Source organism: Micromonospora sp. NPDC050784, from assembly GCF_044456765.1.
GTDB classification, from domain to species: Bacteria; Actinomycetota; Actinomycetes; order Mycobacteriales; family Micromonosporaceae; genus Micromonospora; species Micromonospora foliorum.
The window spans coordinates 305,760-329,558 of the sequence record NZ_JBITGG010000004.1 but is presented as its reverse complement, the minus strand read 5'-3'; the positions used below and the strand labels follow the sequence as shown (position 1 = coordinate 329,558).

At 73.4% G+C, this 23,799-nt stretch carries 25 protein-coding genes; 13 read left to right on the top strand and 12 right to left on the bottom strand.

Annotation, left to right across the window (positions count from 1 at the left end; genetic code table 11):
- Positions 1-7: 7 nt before the first annotated feature.
- Entirely contained in the window at positions 8-676 is a 669-nt protein-coding gene (locus ACIBD9_RS07895) for a response regulator transcription factor (protein ID WP_363614476.1), read from the bottom strand.
- Positions 673-1,830, bottom strand: a complete 1,158-nt coding sequence (locus tag ACIBD9_RS07890) for a sensor histidine kinase (protein ID WP_396715560.1) — start codon at positions 1,828-1,830, stop codon at positions 673-675. Before ACIBD9_RS07890 ends, ACIBD9_RS07895 begins: the two co-directional genes overlap by 4 nt.
- A 169-nt stretch (positions 1,831-1,999) precedes the next feature.
- Between ACIBD9_RS07890 and ACIBD9_RS07885 the strand changes: the two genes are divergently transcribed.
- Genes ACIBD9_RS07885 through ACIBD9_RS07875 form a run of 3 tightly spaced genes read left to right on the top strand, consistent with a single transcriptional unit; the run spans position 2,000 to position 6,220 of the window.
- The gene (locus tag ACIBD9_RS07885; protein ID WP_396715558.1) at positions 2,000-2,749 is read left to right on the top strand and encodes an ABC transporter ATP-binding protein; all 750 of its coding nucleotides are present in this window, start codon (positions 2,000-2,002) and stop codon (positions 2,747-2,749) included.
- Complete coding sequence (locus tag ACIBD9_RS07880) at positions 2,743-5,166, top strand: ABC transporter permease (protein WP_396715556.1); 2,424 nt, start codon at positions 2,743-2,745, stop codon at positions 5,164-5,166. The genes ACIBD9_RS07885 and ACIBD9_RS07880 overlap by 7 nt, the downstream gene beginning before the upstream one ends.
- Before the next feature lie 43 nt (positions 5,167-5,209).
- The gene (locus tag ACIBD9_RS07875; RefSeq protein WP_396715554.1) at positions 5,210-6,220 is read left to right on the top strand and encodes a hypothetical protein; all 1,011 of its coding nucleotides are present in this window, start codon (positions 5,210-5,212) and stop codon (positions 6,218-6,220) included.
- Between the two features lies 1 nt (position 6,221).
- Here ACIBD9_RS07875 and ACIBD9_RS07870 read toward each other — a convergent pair whose 3' ends face one another.
- Genes ACIBD9_RS07870 through ACIBD9_RS07855 form a run of 4 tightly spaced genes read right to left on the bottom strand, consistent with a single transcriptional unit; the run spans position 6,222 to position 9,260 of the window.
- Positions 6,222-6,785 (bottom strand): SOUL family heme-binding protein, encoded by a 564-nt coding sequence (locus ACIBD9_RS07870; RefSeq protein ID WP_396715552.1) that lies wholly within the window; start codon positions 6,783-6,785, stop codon positions 6,222-6,224.
- A 32-nt stretch (positions 6,786-6,817) separates the two neighbouring features.
- The gene (locus ACIBD9_RS07865; protein WP_396715550.1) at positions 6,818-7,567 is read right to left on the bottom strand and encodes a hypothetical protein; all 750 of its coding nucleotides are present in this window, start codon (positions 7,565-7,567) and stop codon (positions 6,818-6,820) included.
- Between the two features lie 2 nt (positions 7,568-7,569).
- Positions 7,570-8,367: an ABC transporter permease gene (locus tag ACIBD9_RS07860; protein ID WP_396715548.1), complete on the bottom strand. Its 798-nt coding sequence runs from the start codon at positions 8,365-8,367 to the stop codon at positions 7,570-7,572.
- Positions 8,364-9,260, bottom strand: a complete 897-nt coding sequence (locus ACIBD9_RS07855) for an ABC transporter ATP-binding protein (protein WP_396715546.1) — start codon at positions 9,258-9,260, stop codon at positions 8,364-8,366. Before ACIBD9_RS07855 ends, ACIBD9_RS07860 begins: the two co-directional genes overlap by 4 nt.
- A 132-nt stretch (positions 9,261-9,392) precedes the next feature.
- Between ACIBD9_RS07855 and ACIBD9_RS07850 the strand changes: the two genes are divergently transcribed.
- The 3 genes from ACIBD9_RS07850 (at position 9,393) to ACIBD9_RS07840 (ending at position 11,926) form a co-directional block, all read left to right on the top strand.
- The gene (locus ACIBD9_RS07850; RefSeq protein WP_396715544.1) at positions 9,393-10,646 is read left to right on the top strand and encodes a sensor histidine kinase; all 1,254 of its coding nucleotides are present in this window, start codon (positions 9,393-9,395) and stop codon (positions 10,644-10,646) included.
- Entirely contained in the window at positions 10,625-11,374 is a 750-nt protein-coding gene (locus ACIBD9_RS07845; RefSeq protein ID WP_396715682.1) for a response regulator, read from the top strand. Before ACIBD9_RS07850 ends, ACIBD9_RS07845 begins: the two co-directional genes overlap by 22 nt.
- Before the next feature lie 198 nt (positions 11,375-11,572).
- The gene (locus ACIBD9_RS07840) at positions 11,573-11,926 is read left to right on the top strand and encodes a hypothetical protein (protein ID WP_396715542.1); all 354 of its coding nucleotides are present in this window, start codon (positions 11,573-11,575) and stop codon (positions 11,924-11,926) included.
- 104 nt (positions 11,927-12,030) lie between these two features.
- Here the strand turns inward: ACIBD9_RS07840 and ACIBD9_RS07835 are convergent, their stop codons facing one another.
- On the bottom strand, positions 12,031-12,810 hold the full coding sequence (locus ACIBD9_RS07835; RefSeq protein WP_396715540.1) for a D-Ala-D-Ala carboxypeptidase family metallohydrolase: 780 nt from the start codon (positions 12,808-12,810) through the stop codon (positions 12,031-12,033).
- Positions 12,811-13,113: 303 nt separating this feature from the next.
- Here ACIBD9_RS07835 and ACIBD9_RS07830 point away from each other — a divergent pair, with 303 nt between their 5' ends.
- A complete protein-coding gene (locus ACIBD9_RS07830; RefSeq protein WP_396715538.1) occupies positions 13,114-13,752 on the top strand; it encodes a DUF6642 family protein in 639 nt (212 codons plus the stop codon).
- A 42-nt stretch (positions 13,753-13,794) separates the two neighbouring features.
- The gene (locus tag ACIBD9_RS07825) at positions 13,795-14,259 is read left to right on the top strand and encodes a PPOX class F420-dependent oxidoreductase (RefSeq protein WP_396715536.1); all 465 of its coding nucleotides are present in this window, start codon (positions 13,795-13,797) and stop codon (positions 14,257-14,259) included.
- Positions 14,260-14,281: 22 nt separating this feature from the next.
- Here the strand turns inward: ACIBD9_RS07825 and ACIBD9_RS07820 are convergent, their stop codons facing one another.
- Positions 14,282-14,923 (bottom strand): NAD(P)-dependent oxidoreductase, encoded by a 642-nt coding sequence (locus tag ACIBD9_RS07820; protein WP_396715534.1) that lies wholly within the window; start codon positions 14,921-14,923, stop codon positions 14,282-14,284.
- A 52-nt stretch (positions 14,924-14,975) separates the two neighbouring features.
- Complete coding sequence (locus ACIBD9_RS07815; protein ID WP_396715532.1) at positions 14,976-16,208, bottom strand: serine hydrolase domain-containing protein; 1,233 nt, start codon at positions 16,206-16,208, stop codon at positions 14,976-14,978.
- A gap of 97 nt (positions 16,209-16,305) precedes the next feature.
- On the opposite strand from ACIBD9_RS07815, the gene ACIBD9_RS07810 reads away from it, so the two are divergent.
- From ACIBD9_RS07810 to ACIBD9_RS07800, 3 genes are all read left to right on the top strand, one after another.
- Positions 16,306-16,899 (top strand): pentapeptide repeat-containing protein, encoded by a 594-nt coding sequence (locus ACIBD9_RS07810; protein ID WP_387167531.1) that lies wholly within the window; start codon positions 16,306-16,308, stop codon positions 16,897-16,899.
- A gap of 199 nt (positions 16,900-17,098) precedes the next feature.
- Positions 17,099-18,040: a hypothetical protein gene (locus ACIBD9_RS07805; RefSeq protein ID WP_396715530.1), complete on the top strand. Its 942-nt coding sequence runs from the start codon at positions 17,099-17,101 to the stop codon at positions 18,038-18,040.
- A gap of 117 nt (positions 18,041-18,157) precedes the next feature.
- Complete coding sequence (locus ACIBD9_RS07800; protein ID WP_396715528.1) at positions 18,158-18,487, top strand: hypothetical protein; 330 nt, start codon at positions 18,158-18,160, stop codon at positions 18,485-18,487.
- 181 nt (positions 18,488-18,668) lie between these two features.
- On the opposite strand, the gene dacB is transcribed toward ACIBD9_RS07800, so the two are convergent.
- Positions 18,669-20,252: a D-alanyl-D-alanine carboxypeptidase/D-alanyl-D-alanine-endopeptidase gene (gene dacB / locus ACIBD9_RS07795; protein WP_396715526.1), complete on the bottom strand. Its 1,584-nt coding sequence runs from the start codon at positions 20,250-20,252 to the stop codon at positions 18,669-18,671.
- A gap of 66 nt (positions 20,253-20,318) precedes the next feature.
- Entirely contained in the window at positions 20,319-21,035 is a 717-nt protein-coding gene (locus ACIBD9_RS07790; RefSeq protein ID WP_396715524.1) for an MIP/aquaporin family protein, read from the bottom strand.
- A gap of 49 nt (positions 21,036-21,084) precedes the next feature.
- Here ACIBD9_RS07790 and ACIBD9_RS07785 point away from each other — a divergent pair, with 49 nt between their 5' ends.
- Together ACIBD9_RS07785 and ACIBD9_RS07780 are read left to right on the top strand one after the other, a co-directional pair.
- Complete coding sequence (locus ACIBD9_RS07785; RefSeq protein WP_396715522.1) at positions 21,085-22,218, top strand: NAD(P)-binding domain-containing protein; 1,134 nt, start codon at positions 21,085-21,087, stop codon at positions 22,216-22,218.
- Between the two features lie 189 nt (positions 22,219-22,407).
- The gene (locus ACIBD9_RS07780) at positions 22,408-22,689 is read left to right on the top strand and encodes an adhesin (protein WP_091393621.1); all 282 of its coding nucleotides are present in this window, start codon (positions 22,408-22,410) and stop codon (positions 22,687-22,689) included.
- A gap of 9 nt (positions 22,690-22,698) precedes the next feature.
- On the opposite strand, the gene ACIBD9_RS07775 is transcribed toward ACIBD9_RS07780, so the two are convergent.
- On the bottom strand, positions 22,699-23,766 hold the full coding sequence (locus ACIBD9_RS07775; protein WP_396715520.1) for a beta family protein: 1,068 nt from the start codon (positions 23,764-23,766) through the stop codon (positions 22,699-22,701).
- Positions 23,767-23,799 lie beyond the last annotated feature (33 nt).

The window sequence follows — 23,799 nt, the reverse complement described above, 5'->3', positions numbered from 1 at the left end:
GACCGGCTCAGCGTAGGCCGCCCGGCCCCACCAGGCCCGTCTCGTACGCCACGATGACCAGTTGCGCCCGGTCGCGTACCGCCAGCTTGGTCAGCAGCCGCCCGACGTGCGTCTTGACGGTGGCCTGGCTGAGGTTGAGGTGCGCGGCCAACTCCGCGTTGGACAGGCCCCGGGCGATCAGCGCCAACACCTCCCGTTCCCGGTCGGTCACCCCGTCGAGCTGTCGCGGTAGCGGCCGGGTCGGCTCCGGCTGCCGGGCGAACTCGTCGATCAGCCGGCGGGTCACCGTCGGCGCGAGCAGTCCCTCCCCGGCGGCGACCACCCGGATCCCGGTCAGCAGGTCCGCCGGTGGGGTGTCCTTGAGCAGGAACCCGCTGGCCCCGGCGCGCAGCGCCCCGTAGACGTACTCGTCGAGGTCGAACGTGGTCAGGATGATGACCCGGGTGCCGGCCGTCGCCGGATCGGCGCAGATCCGCCGGGTCGCCTCGATGCCGTCCATCTCCGGCATCCGGACGTCCATCAGCACCACATCCGGCCGGTGCTGCCCGGTCAACGCGACGGCCTGCACGCCGGTGCCCGCCTCACCGACGGTGGTGCAGTCCGGACTGAGATCGACAAGCAGCCGGAAACTGCCGCGCAGCAACGCCTGGTCGTCGGCGATCAGGACGCGGATCACGCGGCCACCCGGTAGGGCAGGCTGGCCGTCACCGCGAAACCACCGTCGGAGCGGGGGCCGGCCCGGAACTCCCCGCCGTGCAACGCCACCCGTTCCCGCATGCCGATCAACCCGTGCCCCTCCCCGCCGAGCAGCACCGGCCGCTGGCCGTCGTCGGTCACCTCCACCCGCACCTCGTCGGGCAGGACGGTCACCGTGGCCCGGCAGGCGGCCGGCGCCGCGTGCTTCACCACGTTCGTCACCGCCTCCTGCACGATCCGGTACACCGCGAGGCCCACCGACTCCGGCACCGCGCCGGCCGGCTCGTCCCGCCGCACGTCGAGCTGCACGTCGACGCCGCCGATCGCCGCCTGCCGGGCGAGGAGAGGCAACTCGCCCAGCCCGGGCGTCGGCGCGTACGGGCTGTCCTCGCGCAGCACGCCGAGCACCCGACGTACGTCGGCCAGCGCGGTGCGGCCGGTCTCCTCGATGACCCGGAGCGCGGCGCCCGCCTCGCGGGGGTCGGCCTCGGCGACGTGATTGGCGACGGCCGCCTTCACCACGATGAGACTCAGCGTGTGCGCGACCACGTCGTGCAGTTCGCGCGCGACCCGCAACCGCTCCTCGGTGGCGGCCTGACGCACCAACTGGTCGCTCTGCCGGGTGGCGAGGGCGCGTCGCTCCCGGATCAGCCAACCGATCGCCCAGGCCGGCGCGACCATGACGGCGGCGTAGACGACCCCGCCGGTGCGCGACCAGAGGTCGCCCGCGGTCAGCACCAGGCCGATGCTCACCAGCGCGAGACAACTGGCGGCGCAGAGCATGGACCGGCGGGTGGGCGTCGCCACGGCCACCGTGTAGAAGGACAGGCCGATGGCGAACGCCGGCGCGGCGGCCGCGAAGTTGGGTATCACCCCGGTGATCAGGGCAACGGTGGCGATCGAGCTGATCACGACGGCCACCGCCATCGGCCACCGTCGGCGGACCGCCAACGGCAGGCCGAGGGCCATCCCGACCAGCACGGACACCCAGAGCGGTTCGCGTACGCCGCCGTGCAGCGGCGACTCCAGCGCCGCGTACGGGCAGAGCAGCCCGCCGACGGCCACCGCCAGCAGGGCGTCCACCCTGTACAGGTCCACCGGCCGCATCCGTCGGGTCAGCAGGAGAGCGGTCACCCGTCGAACGGTAACGGCCGAGTGGGCTGACCGCGTCCGCCTGCGGGTGGTCATCCCGCAGGACGACCTGCCGGCGGTTGCAGGCCGCCGACTCCACCCGGGGGAGGGCCGGAAAGTGCCCGCCCCGGCACGACGCGCCGCACCCCCGGCATTCGGCACCGTAACCGTCATGACCACACACACGGTGACCCTCACGGGGCTGCGCGCGGTGTACGGCACCGGAACCCGGCGGGTGACGGCGCTCGACGGCGTGACCACCAGCTTCGCGAGCGGCACGTTCACGGCGGTGATGGGCCCCTCCGGCTCGGGGAAGTCCACCCTGCTGCACTGCGCGGCGGGGCTGGACCGCCCGACCGAGGGGACCGTCACGATCGACGGCACCAGCCTCAACGACCTCGGTGAGGACGAGCTGACCCGGCTGCGGCGGGACCGGATCGGCTTCGTGTTCCAGGCGTTCAACCTCGTGTCCACGCTGACCGCCGCGCAGAACGTCGAGTTGCCGTCGCGCCTGGCCCGCCGCCGCCCGCCGGCCGGGGACGTCGCCGCCGCCCTCGACGCCGTCGGACTCGCCGACCGGGCCGGGCACCGGCCGAGTGAGCTGTCCGGCGGTGAACAGCAGCGCGTCGCCGTGGCCCGAGCGTTGATCACCCGTCCGGCGGTGGTCTTCGCCGACGAGCCGACCGGGGCGCTGGACAGCGCGTCGTCTCGGCAGGTGCTTCGGCTGCTGCGGGCGCTCGTCGACGACCACGGACAGACCGTGGTGATGGTGACCCACGATCCCGCCGCCGCCGCGTACGCCGATCGGGTCCTCCTGCTGGCCGACGGTCGTGTCGTCGACGAGCTGACCGGCGGGATCACCGCCGCCGCCGTCGCCGCCCGGATCGCCGAGCGGGAACCCGTCGCGGAGTCGTCGTGCTGAGCGTCCGGCGGTCCGCCAGCGCGTTCGTGGCCGTCGCCATCGGGGTCACGCTCGTCGCGGCGGCCACCCTGCTGCTCGCCTCCGGGCGCCCGCAGGTGCCGGAGCGGCTGACGCGGGCGGCGGTCGTGGTGCAGAGCCCCGAGGCGGGTGCGTCGGCCGACCAGTTCGTGCCGACCAGGCCGTGGTCCGCCACCGCGGCGGCGGAGTTGGTCGGCCGGTTGGCCGGTCTGCCGGACGTGGCGGCGGCGGTGCCGGACCGCACCTTCTACGCTCAGCCGCTCGTCGACGGCCGACCCTCGGCCGCCGACACCCGACGGGAGGACGCCTACCAGGGGCACGGCTGGTCCAGCGCCCAGCTCGGTGGACTGCGGCTCGCGGTGGGCGAGCCACCCCGCCGGCCCGGCGAGGTGGTCGTCGACCGCGCACTCGGGCTGCGTGCCGGCGCACCGGTCACCCTGCTGACCGCCGTGGGCCCGGAGTCGTACACCGTCACCGGTCTGGTCGACGGGCCCGGCGTCCACGTCGCGGACGAGGTCGCCGTCGCGCTCGCGCCCGGCGTCCGGGCCATCGGGCTGGTGCTCGCGCCGGGCGCCGACCCCGAGCGGGTCGCCACGGCGGCTCGCGGGGTCGTCGGCGGCGACGGGCGGGTGCTGACCGGTGACGCCCGTGGTGCGCTGGAGCCGCGCGGCGACGCCCGTATCCGGTGGATCGGCATGCAGGTGCTCACCGCCACGGCGGCCCTCGCCGGCTTCGTCACGGTGTTCGTGGTCGCCTCGACCTTCGCGTTCACCATCGCGCAGCGCCGCCGTGAGCTGGGCCTGCTGCGCGCCGTCGGCGTCACCGGACGCCAGGTCCGCCGAATGGTGTGCGCGGAGGCGCTCGCCGTCGGCGCCTCGGCGGGGCTCGTCGGCCTGCTGGTGGGCGCGGCTCTCGCCCCGCTGCTGGGTCGGCTGCTCGTCGACGTCGGCTACGAACCGTCGACCTTCCGGGTCCGCTATGACCTCTGGCCGATCGCGGTCTCGCTCGCCGCCGGGCCGGTGATCGCGTTGCTGGCCGTCTGGTCGGCGTCCCGCCGGGCGGCGCGGGTCCGCCCGCTGGAGGCCCTACGCGATGCGGCGGTGGAACAGCGACCGATCGGGCGGCTGCGGGCCGTCACCGGGGCGCTGCTGCTCGCGGCGGGAGCGGCGCTCAGCCTGGGCACGGCGACCGCCGACGAGGCACGGGTGGGGGCGCAGTACGCGCTCTACGCGGTGATGGCGCTGGTGGCCGGCGCTACAGTGCTCGCCCCGGTGGTGGTCAGGCCGCTGCTGTGGCTGCTGCGTTCTCCGGTGCGTCGACCCGGTGGCGCGATCGGGATGCTGGTTCGGGGCGCTGCGTTGACGGCGACCCGGCGGACCGCCGCCATCGCCGCTCCGGTGCTGCTCACTGTCGCGTTCGCGGTGCTGGTGTCCGGGATGGTGCGCACCACCAGCGCCGCGTACGCGGCCGGTCGGGCGGACAACGTGAACGCGGGCTGGATCGTCGTGCCGGACCGCGCGCCGGGCCTGTCCGACCGGGCCGTCGCCGCGACCGGTGGCACCGCGCTCCTGCCGACCACCGTCTACCGCACCGACCCCGGAACGTCGCCGCAGGACCGGCCGATGACCGCGCTCGGCGTGGATCCGGAGGGCTTCGCAACCGCCAACCGGGTGCTCAGCGTCGTCACCGGCTCGCTGAACGACCTGAAGGGCGACGACACGGTGGTGGTCACGGCCTCGGCGAACCGGCTGCCGTCCGAGCCGTACCCGGTGGTCTTCGCCGACGGGACGTCGGTGTCGTTGCGCGTCGTCGCCGTGGTGACCGACACCTCGATCCCCGGCGACCTGCTCGTACCCCGGGCCGTGGTGCGAGCGCACGACCCGTCGGCGCTGACGTCCACCGTGTACGTCCGGGAGCGGATCGACCCGCCGGTCGGCGCGCGGATCCTCGACGTCCCGGGCTGGGCGGCCGAGGCGGACGCCGCCGAGGACCGCCTCGTCTGGCTCTTCACCCTGCTGCTGATCGGGGTGTCCGCAGGCTACGGGGCCATCGCGGTGGCCAACACGCTGCTGCTGGCGGCCGCCGGCCGCGCCGCGGACCTGCGCCTGATCCGGATGGCCGGGGCGACCCGACGGCAGGTCATCTGGCTGGTCTCGGCGGAGTCGGCCCTGGTGGTCCTGATCGGTGCGCTGCTGGGTGGGGCTGTCGCGTTCGTCGGTCTGCTCAGCATCAGCGCCGGCCTCGCCGAGCAGGCCGGCGCCCCCGTCGACCTGGTGGTGCCGTGGCCGGTGGTCGCCGGGGTGGTGGGGCTGTGCCTGCTGCTCGCGGTGCTGTCCAGTGTGCTGCCGACGTGGCGGCTGCTGCGGTACCGTCCGGCGCGGTCACCGGTCGGCGGATGACCGCGCCCCCCCGCACGGGCGGTTGGGCCGCTACCGTCCACGGATGCGATCCGCGCGCCCGGTCGGGCTGCTCCTCTCCGCCGCCGCCGTCGCGCTCTGGGCGTACGGCATGACCAGGTGGCAACCGTTGACCGAGCCGCTCGGCCCGTGGTCGGAGCACCTACCGGGCAACAACGCCTACTGGGCGCGCGACCTGCGGTTCATGGCGATCATGGCGGTGCCGCTCGGGCTGGTGCTGGCCGGCCGGGGGCAGGCGCGGTGGAGCGGTCCGGCGGTGGTGCTCGGCGGTTGCTGGATCGCCGCCGACGTGGCGATCGACCGGGCCGACCCGATCGGCGACGACGCGACGGTGCTGCTCGCCGGCGGCGGCTACGCCGTGCTCGGCGTGGTCGCGGCGATGCTGCTGTGGTGGGAGCGCCGCACGCCGCCGAGGCGGGAGCCTGGTACGCCCCCGGCCAGCGACCGGCGGGTGCTGACCGGCGCGGCCTGCGTGGCCGGGGTGCTGACGCTGGTGGCGGCCGCAATGGAGTCACCGACCGACCGGGAGCCGGAGCTGAACCAGGGCGCCCTGGCCACCGCGGCGCTGCTGGTGGCCCTGGCCGTCGGTGCCGCGCTGGCGGCGGCTCCGGCGCGCACCCGGGCCCGGGTCGGCCTGGCGGCCGGCCTCACCGCGCTGTCCCTGCTCGGCGTCCTGCTGGTCCGTGCCACCGCACCCGGCGAACGACTCCTGCCGGAGGTCGCTCTCGGGGCGGTGCTGCTCACCGGGGTCACCCTGTTGGCCTGGGACTGGCCGGGCGGCCGGCCGATCTGGTGGCACCACGCCCTCGCCGCGCTCATCGCGTTGGTGGGCCCGTTGGTGTTCCTGGTGGCCACGGGCATCACCATGATGATGATGCTGCCGATCGGCTCGGCACTCACCGAGCTGGCCGGCAACAGCCCTATCAACGCCGCCGACTCCGACCTGCTGGTCTCCCTGGCCGGGCTGCTCTCCGGGCTGGGGGTGGCGGTCCTGCTGGCGCGGCCGAGCGTCGAGGACCGTCGGCAGCTCAGGTAGCTCACTCGACGACCGGCAGCACGACCTCGTTGCGGCGCAGGAACCACGGCTTCCATGGCGGGTCGAAGCGCGCGTAGCGGATGGCACCGGTCGGTTGCAGCCCGGCCGCGGTCACCGAGCGGCCGAGCATGGTGGCCCGCTGGCTGAACGCCTGCTCCGTCCACCGTCCGGAGAACCGCATCGCCGCCGCCAGCCGCGCCGGAACCGCGCGGATCCGCACCCGGGCGTCCACGGGCTCGGGCAGGGTGGCGGTGGTGAAGGTGGCCGGCATGACGAACTGGATCAGGTACGCGCCCGGCCACTCACCCTCGATCTGCACCACCGGCACGGTCATGGCGATCTTCTCCGAGCCGCTGGCCGCCGTCGTCGCCGGCGCGGCGGAGCCGATCGGGTGCCGGGCCCGATTGGCGCCACCGATGTACGCGGCCAGCGGCCGGAACGCCTCGATCGGCGCCCGGGTGAACGATGCCTGGATCTGCATCTCGGCCACCAGGTGGGCGGGGTACCGACGCAGCTCGAAGCCGGGGTGTCGGGACACCACCCGGTACGGCTGCTGTTCGGTCATCGCGCGGCTCCCAGGGTCTGCTGGGACAGACGCTACCGCCCGTCCGCCTCCCGCTCGGCCGAAGTCGGCTGCTCCGGCGCGCGGAGGAGGGCCCGGGCGGTCAACCGCCAGTACTGCCGCTTGCCCTCGTCGCGCAGCACCACCCCGATCTGGCCCAGCTCACGGCGCAACTCCCGGGCGTCGTCGCGGCGGTCCCGCTGGATCGCCCGTTCCCGGGCGCGCAGCAGCGCGTCCGCGCCGGCGGGCAACCCGGGCAGGTCCGGAACCCACAGCCGGTACGCCGACCGGTGCGGGTCGTCGTCCGCCCAACCCCAGCCGTGCTCCCGGAACGCCGCCGCCAGTTTCGTGGCCGGCAGGTCGGTCGACTCCCGGACCAGTTCCGCGTCGTCGGCGTCGAGCAGCACCAGGTGCTTGTCGGCGACGAAGACCACCCGGGTGTCGGCCCGGGCGACGGTCCGGTTCTCGTCGGAGCGGCGCAGTTGGACCTGCGCCGCGTCGACCGTGACGATCAACCGTTCGGCGGTGCCGATCCCGGCGATGACCAGGGCGGCCACGACGCCCACCGCGATGGTGCCGGCGGTGGCCTGCGGCTCGGGCAGCCGGTCCAGCCACTCGATCAGGTCGCCGAACGGCACCCAGGGCAGCCGGGCGAGCCAGCCCGTCGCCGCCGCGAGGAGCCATCCGGCGCCCGCGCCGAGCAGCGGGAAGCCAACCCACAGCACCGCCAGCTCCAGCGGGCCGCCGGTGACCACGGTGCGTGGACGGTAGCCGGCCATGTCCATGGTCAGGACACCTCGCGGCGCAGCGTCCGGAACAGGCCGGCGGCCAGCGGGAGGACCATCCAGACCAACAGGGACACCGCGATCCGCCCCCACTGCTCGCCGGTGACGGCGTCGCTGCTGAACAACGGTTCCATGGTCTTGCTGGTGTCCAGCCACTCGGACGGACCACGCAGCGGCTTGACCATCTCGCCGAGCACCCCCCACAGGGTGGGCAGCAGCAGGTAGCCGACGATCGCCAGCGGCGGGTTGAGCAGCAGCAGACCGAAGGCGGCACCCATCAACACGCTGGTGACCTGGATGACCACCGCGTTCAGCAGCAGCGACCAGTCGAACTGCCAGGTGCCCGCCCCACCGGTGGCGGACGCCACAAGCGTGCCGACGGCGGCGACGACGAGACTGGCCAGCACCGAGGCGAGCGCGGTGAGCATCACGGCGATCAGCTTCGCGGCGACCACCCGCTCCCGGCGGGGCACCAGGGCGTACGTGGTGAGGGCGGTGCGCTGCGACCACTCGCTGGTGATCGACAGGATGCCCAGCACCGGCAGCAGCACCGACACCGGCAGCAGCGAGGGGACGAAGAAGTTGAGGAACGTCTGGTCGGCGTCCTTGGCGTAGATCAGTTGCAGGGTGACGATCGCGGCGGTGGCCAGGCCGATGGTGATCAGCAGCCAGCGACCGGCCCGGGTGTCGACGAGCTTGCGCACCTCCACGCCGGTGAGTCGGAGCAGCGACGGTCGGCGTACCTGAGTGTGGTGCCGGGGCGCGACGGCGCCGGCGGCGGGCGCGGTGGTGGTGGTCATCGGACGGCCTCCTTGGTCGATTCGCCGGCGGTCAGGGTGAGGAAGAGCTGTTCGAGGCCGCCGCCGCTGGCGGGGCGCAGCTCGGCCAACGCGACGCCGGCATCGGCCGCGGCCTGGCCGACCGCCTCGGCGTCGGCCTGCACGAGCAGCCCTTCCGAGCTGTCGGCGGCGGTCAGGTTGGCCACCTCCAGCGCCCGGCGCAGCGCCGCGCCGTCGCGGGCCCGGACCACCGTGCCGCCGCCGGCCAGCAGCTCGTTCTTGTCGCCCTGGGCCACGATCCGGCCACCCCCGATCACCACCAGCCGGTCCGCGACCGCCTCCACCTCGCGCAACAGGTGGGAGGAGAGCAGCACGGTGCCGCCCCGGTCGGCGAAGTCGCGCAGCAGGCCGCGCATCCAGAAGATCCCCTCCGGGTCCAGGCCGTTGGCCGGCTCGTCGAGGATCAGCACTCGGGGGTCGCCGAGCAGCGCGTGCGCCAGCCCGAGTCGCTGCCGCATGCCCAGCGAGTACGCCCGTACCCGACGCTTCGCGGCCACCGCGTTCAACCCGACCAGGTCGAGCTTCGCGGCGACCTCGCGCTTGTCCAGACCCATGGTGTACGCGGACAGCGTCAACGCCTCGCGGCCGGTGCGCCCGGCGTGCTGGGCGGAGGCGTCCAGCAGCACCCCGACCTCCCGCCCCGGGTTGGGCAGGTCCCGGTACTGGTGCCCGGAGACGGTGGCGCGGCCGGCGGTCGGCGGGGTGAGCCCGCAGATCATGCGCATGGTGGTCGACTTGCCGGCACCGTTGGGGCCGAGGAAGCCGGTGACGGTGCCCGGCTCGCACTGGAATGACACATCGTCCACGGCCGGATGTGGCCCGTACCGCTTGGTCAGGTTCTCCACGGTGATCATGTCGTCGAGCCTGCCCGCGCCGCCCGGCCATCCGCTGCGGCCACCGGTAGGTACCGCGTCGACCTTGGTCGACCGGCGGGTCTCGACTTTGGTAGCTGGTCGTGTCGCCCATCGGCTGCCTAGCATGGCGTCGTGACCAGCCTCGCCGTCCCGGAACACCCCTGGCTGCTGCCCGGGGCGCTGGCCGGCGCGGTCAGTCCGGAAGCGGCGGCCCGGCGGCCCCGGCGCACCACCCGGGACTGGGCGGTCGACACCCTGGCCTTCCTGGTCAGCCTGCTCTGGGTGCTGTTCGCCACCGCGGACGCCCTGTCACCCGATCCGGCGATCACCACCCCGTTGCCGCACGGCTGGATGACCGGCGTGGACGCGCTGATCGGCCTGGTCTGCTGTGGGCTGCTCTGGCTGCGCCGCCGGTGGCCGCTCGGGCTGATGGTGGCCACGACGCCGCTGACGCTGTTCTCGATGGCCTCGGCCATCCCCCTGGTCATCCTCTACTTCACCGTGGTGGTGCACCGACGGACCGCCGTGGCGGTGGCGGTGACCGGCGTGGGCCTGGTCACCAACATGGTCTTCAGTTGGCTGCGGCCGGACCCGAACATGTCGTACTGGGTCACCGCGTCGTGGGGCGTGGTGATCAGCCTTGCCGTGCTCGCCTGGGGGATGTTCGTCCGAGCCCGCCGGCAGTTGATCGTGTCGCTGCGGGATCGGGCCGAGCGGGCCGAGGCGGAGCAGCAGCTCCGGGTCGCCCAGGCCCGCCACCTCGAACGCACCCGGATCGCCCGGGAGATGCACGACGTGCTGGCGCACCGGATCTCGCTGCTCAGCCTGCACGCCGGGGCGCTGGAGTTCCGCCCGGACGCCCCCGCGGACGAGGTGGCCCGGGCCGCCGGGGTGATCCGGGGCAGCGCGCACGCCGCCCTCCAGGACCTGCGCGAGGTGATCGGGGTGCTCCGGGCCGAGAGCGACGGCGACGCCCCGGAGCCACCGCAGCCCACCCTGGCCGACCTGCCGGCGCTGATCGCCGAGTCGCGGGCGGCCGGAGTGCGGGTCAACGTCAGCGACAGCGTCGCCAGCCCGGGGGAGGTGCCGGCGGCGCTGGGCCGGGCCGCGTACCGGATCGTGCAGGAGGGGCTGACCAATGCCCGCAAGCACGCGGCCGGCGCGGCCGTCACCGTGGACGTGGCCGGCGGGCCGGGCACCGGGCTGACCGTGGCGATCGGCAACCGGTGGCCGGTCGGCACACCGGCCGGCGGCACGCTGCCGGGAGCCGGCACCGGCCTGGTCGGCATCAGCGAACGGGTCACCCTGGCCGGTGGCCGGCTCGCCTACGGTCGGGACGACTCCGGTGACTTCCGGCTGGCCGCCTGGCTGCCGTGGCCGGCGTGACCGACCCTGCCGGCGCAGCCGGGCCGCCGGGCGTGACCGGGCCTGCCAACACAGCCGGGCGACCGGTACGCGTGCTGATCGTGGACGACGACGCGCTGGTCCGGGCCGGGCTCTCGATGATCCTCGGCGGTCTGCCGGACCTGACCGTGGTCGGGGAGGCGGCCGACGGTGGCGAGGTGCCGGCGGCGGTCGCCGCGTACGCCCCGGACGTGGTGCTGATGGACATCCGGATGCCCCGGGTCGACGGGCTGACCGCCACCGAGGCGCTGCGTGCCCAGCCGCACCCGCCGGAGGTGCTGGTGCTGACCACCTTCGACGCCGACGAGCAGGTGCTACGGGCGCTCCGTGCCGGGGCGGCCGGTTTCCTGCTCAAGGACACCCCACCGGCGGAGATCGTGCGCGCCGTACGCCGGGTCGCGGCGGGCGAGGCGACGCTCTCCCCGACGGTGACCCGGACGTTGATCGCCCACGTGACCGCCGCCGCCCCCGGCCCGGTCGGCCCGGACCCGCGCCGGGAACGGGCGCTGCGGCTGCTCACCGGGCTCAGTGAGCGGGAGCGGCAGGTGGCGGTCGCGCTGGGGCGGGGCCACACCAACGCGGAGATCGCGGGGGAGCTGTTCATGAGCGTGGCGACGGTGAAGGCGTACGTCTCCCGGCTGCTGACCCGACTGGAGCTGAACAACCGGGTCCAGGTGGCGCTGCTCGTGCACGACGCCGGCCTCGTCTGAGGTGCGGTTCGCCGGGTCAGATGGAGGATCTGCTTACCGCGTACCGGAATTGAACTTTCGTCCGGTCTCCGCCGTACCCATGGCCGAGGATGTCGGTGCGGTGGGTCCGCCGTACCGCTGCCGAACTGCGGGAGGCCTGCCGTGCGAGTTGGTGAGCAGTCGACGGATCCCATCGATCAGGTACTGGGTGAGGTGCCAATGCCGGCACCGCTGACCCCGGAGGATGTCCGGCTCGCGGTCCGGGCGGTGGTCGTGCACACCGCCGAGGAGTGGCCCACCGGGCCGCTGTGCCGCAACGACGGCGCCTCCTACCCGTGCCGGCTGCACCGCTGGGGGCGACGCGTGTTGGAGACACACGGGCTCAACGAGCGGCAGATCGAGGCGTTGATCCGGCACGGTAATCCGTTCGTGCACGTGCCCTTCCCGTTCACGGCGACCGGGCCGTCGCGGCCACAGGCCGCGCGGGCCGTCCCCCAGGGGGTACGGCCCACCGCTGCTGGCCGGCCGGTGACTCCCCCCGTCACCGCGCCGCGCTGGCCCCGGGCGAGCTGAGCGCGCTATCCCCCCTCCGCCCACCCGACCCGGGGCGAAAGGACGTCGGCCCGGCGCGGAGATCCCCCCTCCGCGCCGGACCGACGTCGCTCTGAGCGGACGGTTCAGTTGCCGACGCCGCAGTCCGGGGCGGACCAGCTCGTCGTGTTCGAGCTGCTGTCGCTGTTGTTCTCCCGACGCGAGTCGACGTGCACGTGGTCGTCGTGGTCGGGGTAGCCCGGCCCGTAGATCCCACTGAAGCCGTTGTTACGGGCGTTGCGGGCGACCTGGCAGAGCGAGGACGTCCGTGAGGTCACGTCGGCCGCGTTGCCGTACAGGTGTTGGCTGTCGGACGCGCCGCCGACCTGGTTGTTGCAGGCGCGACTGCGGAAACCGCTGGACACGTTGAGCGGCTTGTCGCCGAGGCTCTTTCGCAGCGCCTCCAGCTTCCACATGGTGCGCAGCGCGTTCTGCTTGGTCTGGTTCGCCGGCAGCGGGCCGCCGCTCCACCCGCTCCCGCCGCACCCGTTGTCCAGCTCGCCGTAGGTGAAGTGCGCGGGTGTGCAGTCGTTGTCCTGGAGTTGGTACAGCTTGGCGAAGGTCTGTGGGCCGGCGACGCCGTCGGCGCGCAGCCCGTACGCCTGTTGAAACCGCTTGACCGCGGCGGCGGTCTTCGGCCCGTAGCGGCCGTCGTTCTCCACGATGTCCCGGTAGCCGGCCCACCCGGCGACCCGGATCTGCAACTGGCGGACGTCGTCGCCGGAGCGCCCCTGCGTCAGGGTGCGGTTCCAGGTGTAACAGCCGTCCGCGTGCGCCGCCGGTGCGGCGACCACCGTGGCGATTGCGGCCCCGGGCAGTGCCAGGGCGAACGCGACGGCGGCACGCTTCAAGGTGTTTACGCGCACAGAAGTCCTCCCGATAGGAGAGCGAATGGGATGGCTTCGGGACATCGACCGAGAAGTCCCGTGATTTCCACCATGGCACTGATCCATGCCGTTGGAGGTGGTTAACGAGAATCGTGCTCACAATCCGCTGTTCCTGGATATTGCCTGGGAATTCGGCTGATTTGCGAACCAGTCATTCCGTCCGATCGGCCCTCGCACCGGCAAGCACACCGAACGTCGCAAACTGCCACACCGAGGGTGATGTTCCCGAGGTTATGGCGGCCGGTAACGTCAGCCCTGGGCGGTGGACAGGCGGAGGTGCGCGTGGCACGCGGTGGCGTCTTCTGTGTCGAGGGTCAGTGGCACCGTGACCTCAACGAGCGGGGCTCCGTGCTGCCCACCCTGGAGCTGCTGGAGCGGCTGGGCAAGATTCGCTTCATCCACAAGGACGCGGCCACCCGCGACGAGTTGTTCTACTTCCTGGACCGTTGGCTGCTCAAGCAGTACGCCGACCACCGGGTCGGCTTCTTCGCCATGCACGGCGAACCGAGTCGGCTCTGCCTCACCGACTGGCAGTCGGTGGAGTTGAACGAGGTGGCCGAGCTGATGGCCGGCCGCGCGGAGGGGCGCCGACTCTATTTCGGCAGCTGCTCGGTGCTGCGCGCCTCGGACGCGGTGCTGCGCGAGTTCCTGGAGGTCACCGGAGCCGCTCTGATCTGCGGTTTCACCCGGGAAGTCGACTGGGTCGAATCGGCGGCCTTCGAAACCGTGCTCCTCGACGTGCTCGCCAACGGCCAGCGACACAATGCCGCCGAGCTGCGGATGGGCTCCGCCCACTGGGCGCCGCTCGCGTCGTACCTCGGTTTTCGGGTCATCTACGCCAACGGGCGGGCCTGGCGTCCGTCCGGCCGCCTCCGGGTGCCCGCCCAGGCGGTGCGTCGCGCCGCGGCCCGCCCTCGCTGACCCGCCGCCGCCGCTGCGACCCCGCCCTGGTAGGAACGGGGAATGGCACGCAGCATCGCAAGCAACACCCGGGTCGACCGGGACGGCCTGCTCGACTTCCTCCGGCCGCGACACCACGTCGTGCTGATGACCACGCGGGCCGACGGGCGCCCGCAGTCCTCCCCGGTCTCCGCGGGGGTCGACGGGCAGGGGCGGCTGGTCGTCTCCACCTACCCGGAGCGGGCCAAGGTGAGCAACCTCCGCCGCGACCCCCGGGTCTCGGCCTGCGTGCTCAGCGACGACTGGAACGGCCCCTGGGTGCAGATCGACGGCACCGCCGAGGTGCTGGACCTGCCCGAGGCTCTGGAGCCGCTGGTCGAGTACTTCCGCAGCATCTCCGGCGAGCACCCGGACTGGGACGACTACCGGGCGGCGATGGTGCGCCAGGGCAAGTCGCTGATCCGGGTCACCATCGACGCCTGGGGTCCGATCGCCACCGGTGGCTTCCCGGCCCGCCTCGCCGACTGAGCACGGCTGGCCCGCACCTGGGTCAGTAGGCGGCGGTGAAGCGGGCGTTCTGGTGTCGCGGCTGCTCGATCTCGTCGATGATCGCCACCGCCAGGTCCTCGTAGGTGAGCACCGAGCGGCCCTGGGCGTCGGTGACCGGCTGGTCGGTGCCGGTGCGGTAGTGCCCGGTGCGCGTGCCGGGGTGGAACTCCAGCGGGGGCGGCGACACGTACGTCCAGCTCACCCCGTCGGCTGCGGTGCGGTAGTAGTCCAACGCGTCCGCCTGGCCCAGCGCCGACTCCCGGTACTGCGCCGGGAAGTCCGGCTCGTCGAGAATGCGGGTGCCACCCGGGGTGAGCAGGGTGGACCCGCCGCCCAGGTGGATGATCCGCGGTGCGGCCGGCATCCCGCGCAGCGTGGTCACCAGGTTCTCCGCCGCGTTCCGCCACAGCTCGCGCTCACCGCCGCCGATCGCCACGACCAGTGCGTCGGCGTCCGGCGCCAGCTCCCGGACACTCCGCTCGCTGGTCGCGTCGCCGGTGACCGTCCGCACCCCGGCCGGCAGGTACGAGGTGGCCTCCGGGCGGCGGACGGCGGCGATCACCCGGTGCCCCCGGTCGACCGCCTCGGAGGTGACCCGCGAACCGGCGGTGCCGCCCGCGCCAAACACGACGATGGTGCTCACCAGCTCAGGCTAGGGACTGGGCCGGCCGCCCGTCGGTGGAACGCCGATCCCGTCAGTCGACCAGGGCGGCGTAGACGAGCTGGCGCAGCTGGGAGCGGAGCGGGTAGGTGCTCGACGGCATCAGCTGCGTGAACAGCAGCGCGGTGATCTCCTCGGCCGGGTCGACCCAGAACGCGGTGCTGGCCACCCCGCCCCAGTAGAACTCGCCCACGCTGCTCGGCACCCGGCTGGGGATCGGGTCGTCGACCACCGCGAAGCCGAGGCCGAAGCCGATCCCGTCCAGGGTGGTCTCGGCGAAGCCCCCGGTGGACAGAGTGCCCAGGTCCTGACCACCGGGCAGGTGGTTGCGGGTCATGAACCGCACCGTGCGGGGCCCGAGCAGCCGGACGCCGTCCAGCTCGCCGCCGCGCAGCAGCAGAGACGTGAAGCGGTGGTAGTCGGCGGCGCTGGAGATCAGGCCGCCACCGCCGGAGAGCAGCGACGGCTTGCTGAACGCGAGCGACCCGAGGCTGTCGTAACGGACGGCCCGGCCGCTACGCGGCTCCGGGACGTAGAGCGCGGCCAGCCGGTCGGCCTCGTCGCCCTCCACCCACCAGCGGGTGTCGGTCATGCCCAGTGGGCCGAAGATCCGGTCGGCGAAGAACGCGTCGAGACTCTGCCCGGAGATCACCTCGACGAGTCGGCCGAGGACGTCGGTGGCAACCGAGTAGCCCCACGCCGAGCCGGGCTGGAACAACAGCGGCAGCTCGCCGAAGGCCGCGCAGGCGCCGGCCAGGTCGACGTCCGTCGGCGGGTACAGGTCGTAACCGGCGGCCCGGTAGAGCCCGTCGACCACCGAGGTCTGTATGAAGCCGTACGTCAGGCCGGCCGTGTGGGTGAGCAGGTGCCAGACCCGGATCGGCTCGGCCGCCGGCACGGTGTACGGCTTGAGCACCGACCCCTTCGAGTAGACCCGCAGGTCGGCGAACTCGGGCAGCCAGCGGCTGATCTCGTCGGTCAGCTCGAACCGGCCCTCCTCCCACAGCATCATCGCCGCGACCGAGGTGACCGGCTTGGTCATCGAGTAGATCCGCCAGAGCGTGTCGGTCTCGACCGGTGCGCCCGACTCCCGGTCGCGCAGCCCGTACGTCGAGGAGTGCGCCACCTCGCCGCCACGGGTGACCACCACCTGCCAGCCGGCGAGCCGGCCGTCGTCGACGTACCGGCCGAAGTGCTCGTCGATGCGCGCCAGCCGCGCCGGGTCGAAACCGATCTGATCCGGGTCCTTGCTCCGAGCCACACTCACACCGCCGAACCTACTCGCCGGTACGGCGAGACCGGAAGGGGGCCGGCGCCGGGCACGCCGGCCGCCGGGTGTCGGCGGCGCCCACTAGCCTGGCCGGATGCCGGAGTTGACCGAGGACGTGACCTTCCGCAACGAGGACTGGTACGGCGAGGAGCTGACCGACCGGCACTTCGTGGGTTGCGAGTTCTTTGGTGTTGACCTGACCGAGGCGCTGAGCAGGGGCGCGGTCTTCACCGGGTGCACGTTCGGCAACGTGGCGTTCAACGCCTCCCGACATGTCGACTCCGCCTTCACCCGCTGCGTCTTTCGGCGGTGCAACTTCTTCGAGGCCGAGTTCACCGGCTGCAAGCTGGTCGGCAGCACGTTCAGCGAGTGCGACCTGCGTCCGTTGACGGTGGACGGCGGTGACTGGTCCTTCGCCGCGCTGCCCGGCGCCGACCTGCGCGGCGTTCGACTGACCGGGGTGCGGATGCGCGAGGTGGACCTCACCAGGGCCAACCTGACCGGTGCTACCGTCACTGGTGTCGATCTTTCCGGCGCGCAGCTGCACAACGTCCGGCTCGGCGGCGCCGACCTGCGGGGCAGCGATCTCACCGCGCTCGACCCGACGGTCGTCGAGCGGGCCGGCGCCATCATCGACGTCGAGCAGGCCGTGGTCGTCGCGCAACTGCTCGGCTTCCGGATCGGCTGACGCCGAAGGCGCTCGTGGTCTGCCGAAGTGTCCGTCCGGGCGGGCCGGGTTGTCCGACAGCGTCCCATTGTGGGCTGGACACGTCCGGCAGTCCGGATCTAGCGTGTCGTCCACGCCCGGATAAACGTGAAACGGCCCACAGTGGACGGTGTGGTCCGCGGCGGTCCAGAACGGCCGGGCGGTGGAGTTGGAGGGGTCGGTGGCGGACGAAGACCGCACGCGGGCTGGTTCGAGGGCAGGCGACGCGCCGCCGAGGCACCGCCCGCCTGCCCTGACCGCCGGGGTGGCCCGCGGCGTGTTGCGCCGCGTCCGACAGCGACGACGCTGGGCGGTGGAGGGAGTCGCCGTACTCGCCTGCCTGGTGGTGTTGGTCTCGTACCTCGGCACCCGGTCCGGTTCGGAGCCGGACGACGACCCGGCGGGTCCGGGTGGCGTGGCCGCCGGGGCCGCCCGTTCCCCCGGTCTCCCGGCCGCCGACGGGCGCACCGGCGAGGCGGGGCCGGCGACGCCCGGCCTGCGTCCGCGCCAGCGGCCACCCGCGCCGGACCCGACGCCGTCAGCGAGCGCGCCCGCCCCGCCGCCGGCCAAGCCCGGTTCGCCGGCGCTGTCGGTGAGCCGGGGGGAGATGCCCGCCGCTGTCGACCTCACCGCCGTGGGCACCCGGGACTGGGTGCACTGGGGGGAGCGCGGCGGCCGGTCGACGAACCGCAAGCGCTCCGGCTCCGGCGAGATCATCGACGGGGGTGGCGCCGGCAGGCGGGTCGGCTGGGACGGCAACCAGGAGTACGTGCGCTGGTCCGACGGCGCGCCGGAGCGGTCGACGAACGGCAGCTCCAACGGCGTCTACACCTGCGGGGCCGGCAACGGGTTCAGCCTCGCCGTCGCCGGCAGCGGTGAGCCGCGCACGGTCCACCTCTACGGTGGCATCTGGATGGCCCGGGGGCGACTGGAGGCGCGGCTGTCCACCGGCGGGCCCGCCAGCACCGCTCGACTGGAAGACCCCTACACCAGTCAGAGTGCGCAGTTCACCATCCGTTTCACGCTGCCCAAGGGCGCCCGACTGCTGCTGAATTGGACCGTCGAGAAGGTCTTCACACCGCACTGCGGCAACGTCGGCCTCCAGGCCGTGACGGTGCGCTGACTGACTGACCGATCGCTGGGCGTCACCGCGGCGGGACAGTTTGTCCGTCGCGGACTGTCGAATGCGTCGTAACTTTCTGCTGTTCCCACCCGAGCATCCAGTGTGGAGGCAGCGGAGATGAGTAGCAGTACCGCCCACCGCGTCCGTCGTGCCGATTCGTCCGGCACCGGTGAAGCGCCAGGGGAGGTTCTTCGCGACATCCCCCTGCCGCCGTACGTGACCGGCGAGGACACCCAGTTCGCCGTACGGGCGGTGGTGGTGCACGCCCCCCGCCGGTGGTCCGGGGGTGTGGTCTGCCGCAACGATGCCAGCCCGCACCCGTGCCGCCTGCACCGCTGGGGCACCCGGGTGCTGGCGCTGCGCGGGCTGCGGGCCGCTGAGATCGCCGCGCTCATCGAGCGTGGTGACCCGACGGCGGTGGTCCCCCCACCGGACCGTCCGGCCTGAGCGCTCGCCGGGGCGGGGGGGGGGGGGGCGCCCCCCCCCCCCCCCCCCCCCCCGGGGGGGGGGGTGGGGGGGGGGGCCCCCCCCCCCCCCGGGGGCCGGGGGGGGGGGGCCCCCCCGCCGGGGGCGCCCGGCCTGCGCCCCCCCGGGGCGGGGAGGCGCGTACGCGCCTCCCGGCCGCCGCTCAACAGGTGATCGGTTTGACCCAGGAGCACTCGACGCCCTCCGGGGTACGCGGCGTCTCCGGCACCGCCGGCGGGGCCACCCGTGCCGTCGACGCCCCACCCTCGCGGAAGCCGGCCAGCGCCACGGCGATCTGGTCCTCCAGCGACTTCACCGACGCCGTCAGGTAGTTGTTCAGCAGGATGGAGAACGCCAGCAGTCGCCCGTCGGCGCTGGTGACGTAGCCGGAGAGCCCGGAGACACCGGTCAGGCTGCCGGTCTTGGCGTGCACGTTGCCCGCGGCAGGGGTGCCGGCCATCCGGCTGCGCAGGGTGCCGCCGACGAACCGCTCGGGCTGGCCGGCGATCGGCAGCGCCGCGTACCAGGTCGCGAACCACGGTTCGGCGCGGACGGCGCTCAGCAGGTCGACGAACTCCGCCGCCGGGACGAGGTTGCGCCGGGACAACCCTGAGCCGTCACGTTGGCGCAGTCTTCCAGTGTCCATTCCGGTGTCGGCGACGTACTCGCTGATCGCGGTGAGGCCGGCCGTCCAGGTGCCCGAACCGGAGAGCACCCGTCCGATCTCCTTGGTCAACACCTCGGCGTGCCCGTTGTTGGACAGCTTGAGGAACGGCGTCATCAGCTCACCCAGGCTCATCGAGTCGTGTCGCGCCACCGGGTTGGCCGTCTCGGGGGTGGGTTGGCCGAGCACGGTCCGGCCGAGCACCCGGACGCCGTGCCGGTGCAGCGCCGCCCGGAACACGTCGGCCGCGTAGCCGGTGGGTTCCCAGACGGTGACCCAGTCGCTGGCGGGCTCCTCGCCGACCGCGATCTGGCCGGTCACCACCACGGTGTTGCCGCCGTGCTCGCGCTCGATCGAGATCGAGGTCTCGCCGTCGCTGACCGTCTGGGCGCGGTTGTCGACGCGGACGTACCCGGTGGCGGGGGTGGTGGTCACCACCGGTGGGGCGCCGGCCCGGTCGGCCGGTGCGGCGTGCACGATCACCGTGCCCGCGTCGTAGTCGGTGTCCGGGGCGACGGTCAGCGCGGACACCTGGGCGGCGTAGTAGTAGGGCTCGTCGTCCCAGGTCCAGTCGGGACCGAGCCGGGTGCGGTCGTAGCGGGTGTCGTCGGCGACCAGGTTCCCGGTGACCACCCGCACGCCGTCGGCGGCGACCTGCGCGGCGAGCGCGTCGTAGTCGGCGGCGAGCATCGTCGGGTCGCCCCCGCCGTGCAGGTAGAGGTTGCCGGAGAGCAGGCCCGCGCGGCGCTTGCCGGTGGCCCGGACGTCGGTGGTGAAGCGGTGGCCCGGGCCGAGCAGCTCAAGGGCCGCGGTCGAGGTCAGCAGCTTGGTGTTGGACGCCGGGACCAGCCGGCGGTCACCGTTGCGGTCGTAGAGCGTCTGGCCCGTGCCGGTGTCGACCACGACCACCGACGCCTGCGCGCCGGCCAGCCGGGCGTCGGCGAGGATCGTGTCGATGGTGGCGCGCAGTTGGGTCGTCGCGGGGGTGGGCGACTCGGCCGTGGCACCGGGCGCGCCGGCGGTGGCCGCGGTGGCGACCAGCGCGAGCAGCGCGAGGGCCCGGGGAAAGTGACGGCGATGCATCCGCTGATGCTGCCACGGAGATATTCGCCGGAGAAGGCCCTCTGGCGAAAGATATTGCCGTCTGGGCTATTTCGGCCCGCCGACCGATTTCTCGTGACCACCCCAGTAGTGCCGTTGGGCACCCATGACCATTGGCGCGACCAGCGCGGCGAGCGCCCCGCCGAGCAGCGGGAAGGCGATGAACACCCAGAGTTGCCGCAGAGCCACGCCGCCCTCGAAGACCGCCGGGCCGAACGCGCGGGCCGGGTTGACCGCCGCGCCGGTCAGCGTCACGCCCACCAGTTGGGTCACGGCGAGGGCCAAGCCGATGGCCAGACCGGCGGTGCCCGGGTTCTCGCTCCGACTGGTCACCACCAGCACCACCAACACGAACAGGAAGGTCAGCACGACCTCCAGCACGGCCGCGCCGCCCCGGTTGATGTGCGCGCCGTAACCGTTCGTGCCCAGGGCCCCGGTCTGGTCCGCGACGTCACCCCAACGGGTGAGCGCCCAGAGCACGAAGCCCGCGACGGTCGCCCCGACGAACTGCGCGATCCAGTAGGCCACCGCCCCGACCAGCGAGATCTTTCCGGAGAGCAGCACACCGAGCGTCACCGCCGGGTTGACGTGGCTGCCGGAGAGTGGGCCGATCGTGTAGACGAGGGCCACCATCACGAACCCGAAGGCCAGCGCCACCACCACCACGCCGCCCTGGACCCGTGCGGCGATCGCGCTGCCCACCCCGAAGAACACCAGCAACAGGGTGCCGAGGAATTCGGCCGCGTACCGACGGAAGTCGCTCATTCACTCAGCGTAAGAGCAGGTCAGGTGGTCGAAGCCGGAATGGCTGCCTGTGATCGGCACGACGGTCGAGGACGGGCACAGCGGCGACATCCGGGTGGTTGTACGCCGTGTGGACACCCACTTCGCAGATGTCGTGGTGATCGGGGCCGGGCAGGCCGGCCTGAGCGCCGGCTACCACCTGCACCGCACCGGCTTCGCGTCCGGCAGCGGCTTCGTCATCCTCGACGCCGACGACGGGCCCGGCGGCGCCTGGCAGCACCGCTGGCCGACGCTGGTCTTCGACCGGGTGCACGGCTTTCACGACCTGCCCGGGCTGCCGCTCCCGCCCGCCGAGCCACAACGCCCGGCCGCCGAGCAGGTCAGCGCCTACTTTGCCGCGTACGAGAGGGCCTTCGATCTGCCGGTGCGGCGGCCGGTGCGGGTCCGGGCGGTGCGCTCCCGTCCCGACGGACGGCTGGATGTGCAGACCGACCGGGGCACCTGGACCGCCCGGGCGCTGATCAACGCCACCGGCACCTGGACGCGCCCGTTCTGGCCCCACTACCCGGGCCGGTCGACGTTCCGGGGACGGCAGCTGCACACCGCCGACTATCGGGGGCCGACCGAGTTCACCGGCCTTCGCGTGGTGGTGGTCGGTGGCGGCACCTCGGCCGTGCAGCTGCTCGGCGAGGTCTCCACCGTCGCGGCGGCCACCACCTGGGTGACCCGCCGGCCACCGACGTTCAACGACGAGGAGTTCGGCCCGGAACTGGGCCGCGCCGCGGTGGCCCGGGTGGACGAGGCGGTCCGGGCCGGCCGCCCGCCGGGCAGCGTGGTGGGCGTGACCGGGCTGCCGGTCACCCCCGAGGTACGCCGACTGCGCGAGCGTGGCGTCCTCGACCGGCTACCCATCTTCGACCGGATCACGCCCGACGGGGTGGCCTGGACGGACGGGCGGTTCGTGCCGGCGGACGTGATCCTCTGGTGCACCGGGTTCCGGGCGGCCATCGACCATCTCGCCCCGCTGGGCCTACGCGCGCCGGGCGGCGGTATCACGATGGACGGCACCCGGGTGGTCGCCGACGCGCGGGTTCACCTGGTCGGGTATGGCCCCTCGGCCAGCACGATCGGGGCCAACCGGGCCGGCCGCGCGGCGGTCAACGAGATTCGCGCCTGGCTGGCCCCGGCCGCCGCTCTCCACTGACCTGGCTCTATTTGACGGATGGTCGGTGAGCAGGCACGGTGGGACTGACGGGGCCGTCAGCTGCCCCGATCCGATGCGACGGCGACGACCGTTCGCCCCTCTGTCGCCTCCCACGTGTGCTCGTACGCGGGCCTGTCCGGTCCGCGCGGTATCCGACCGCGAGCCGAGAATCCACGAGGAGTTTCCGCCATGCTCACCATGACCGATAACGCCGTGCTCGTCATTCGTGACCTCGCCAACCAACAGGACGTCGCCCAGGACGGCGGAGTCCGTATCGCCGCCGACACCGAGGCCGGGTCGCTCACCGTCGAACTGGTGCCCGAGCCGGTACAGGGCGACCGTGTGGTCGACAACCAGGGCGCCAGGATCTTCCTGGACGAGGACGCCGCCGAGTTGCTCGGTGACGCGTCGGTGGACGCCACCGTCGACGACGAGGGCATCATCCAGTTCGGCTTCACCGAGAAGCAGTAGACCCGGCCCTCACCGCAGCGATCGCCCCCGCTGCGGCGGACCCTGCCCGGGGTGCCATATCGGCGCGGCGTCGCCGGCCGGATGCAGCAGCGTGGCGAGCACGTGGGCCAGGTGGTGCGAGGTGCTCCACGCCGCCCAGTTGGCGGTCGAGCCGGTGCCAGCGCCCCTGCGGGCCCGGCGCAGCAGCTCGTGGTCACCCCAGGAGAAGGCCGCTCCGGCGGTTGGCCAGTGTGGTGCCGACACGAGCGTGCGACACAGGTCGGCGAACCGGTCCTCGCCCCGGCCGCCGCGTCGCGCCCAGCGGTACACCCACCAACTGCCCTCGTCGGTGTACCGCACGGTCGGCAACCGGTCCCCGGGGTCACCGGTGCCCGGCACCGCCGGGTGGACGCCGTAGTCGCCGTAGTCGACCCCGGCGTCGGCCAGTCGTCGCCACAGTTGCCAGTCCCAGCGGTCCAGTTGGACCGGCTCGTCGGTGGGCAGCCGAGACAGCGTCGGGGGCATGCCGCCCGCCGCCACCGTCACCGACCGCCAGGCGTGTCGGCGGGCCCAGTCCAGCAGGTGGCGTACCCGGGGCTCGGCGGTCCGCACGTCCGCCGGGCAGCACACGTCCCCCGCGTCCACCAGCAGGTCGCACTCCTCCGGGGCGAGGCCGGTGAACCGCCAGATCCGTTCCACCGCGGTGGTGCTCGCATCCGGACCGGCCCGGTCCTGGCCGGCCCGCAGCCGGATGAGCGCGCGCCGGCCGTACGCCCGCGCCGCGGCGCCGTGTGCGACCAGCCGGTGGTCGCTCTCCGCGAGCCCGATCACCGGCACCACCGGTACGCCCCAGCGGGTCAGCTCCGCCTCAGGGCTGTCGGGCAGCGCGCTGACGTCGATGGCGGGCATGAGCCCCGCCGGCAGCCGGCGAATGACGTCCATCATGGACTTAGCGATCGCGCCGATCTCCAGGATCGGGGCGACCAGTGCGGCGTACGCGGGCTCGAGGTGGCTCAGGGCCTCAAGCTCGCCCCGGCGGCTGGCGAGGATGGGGCGGTAGATCGGTGCCGCCGCCCGGCCCCCGTGGGCGGGCACCATACTTCAATCTAGCCAGGCATTCGCGTATGCCCC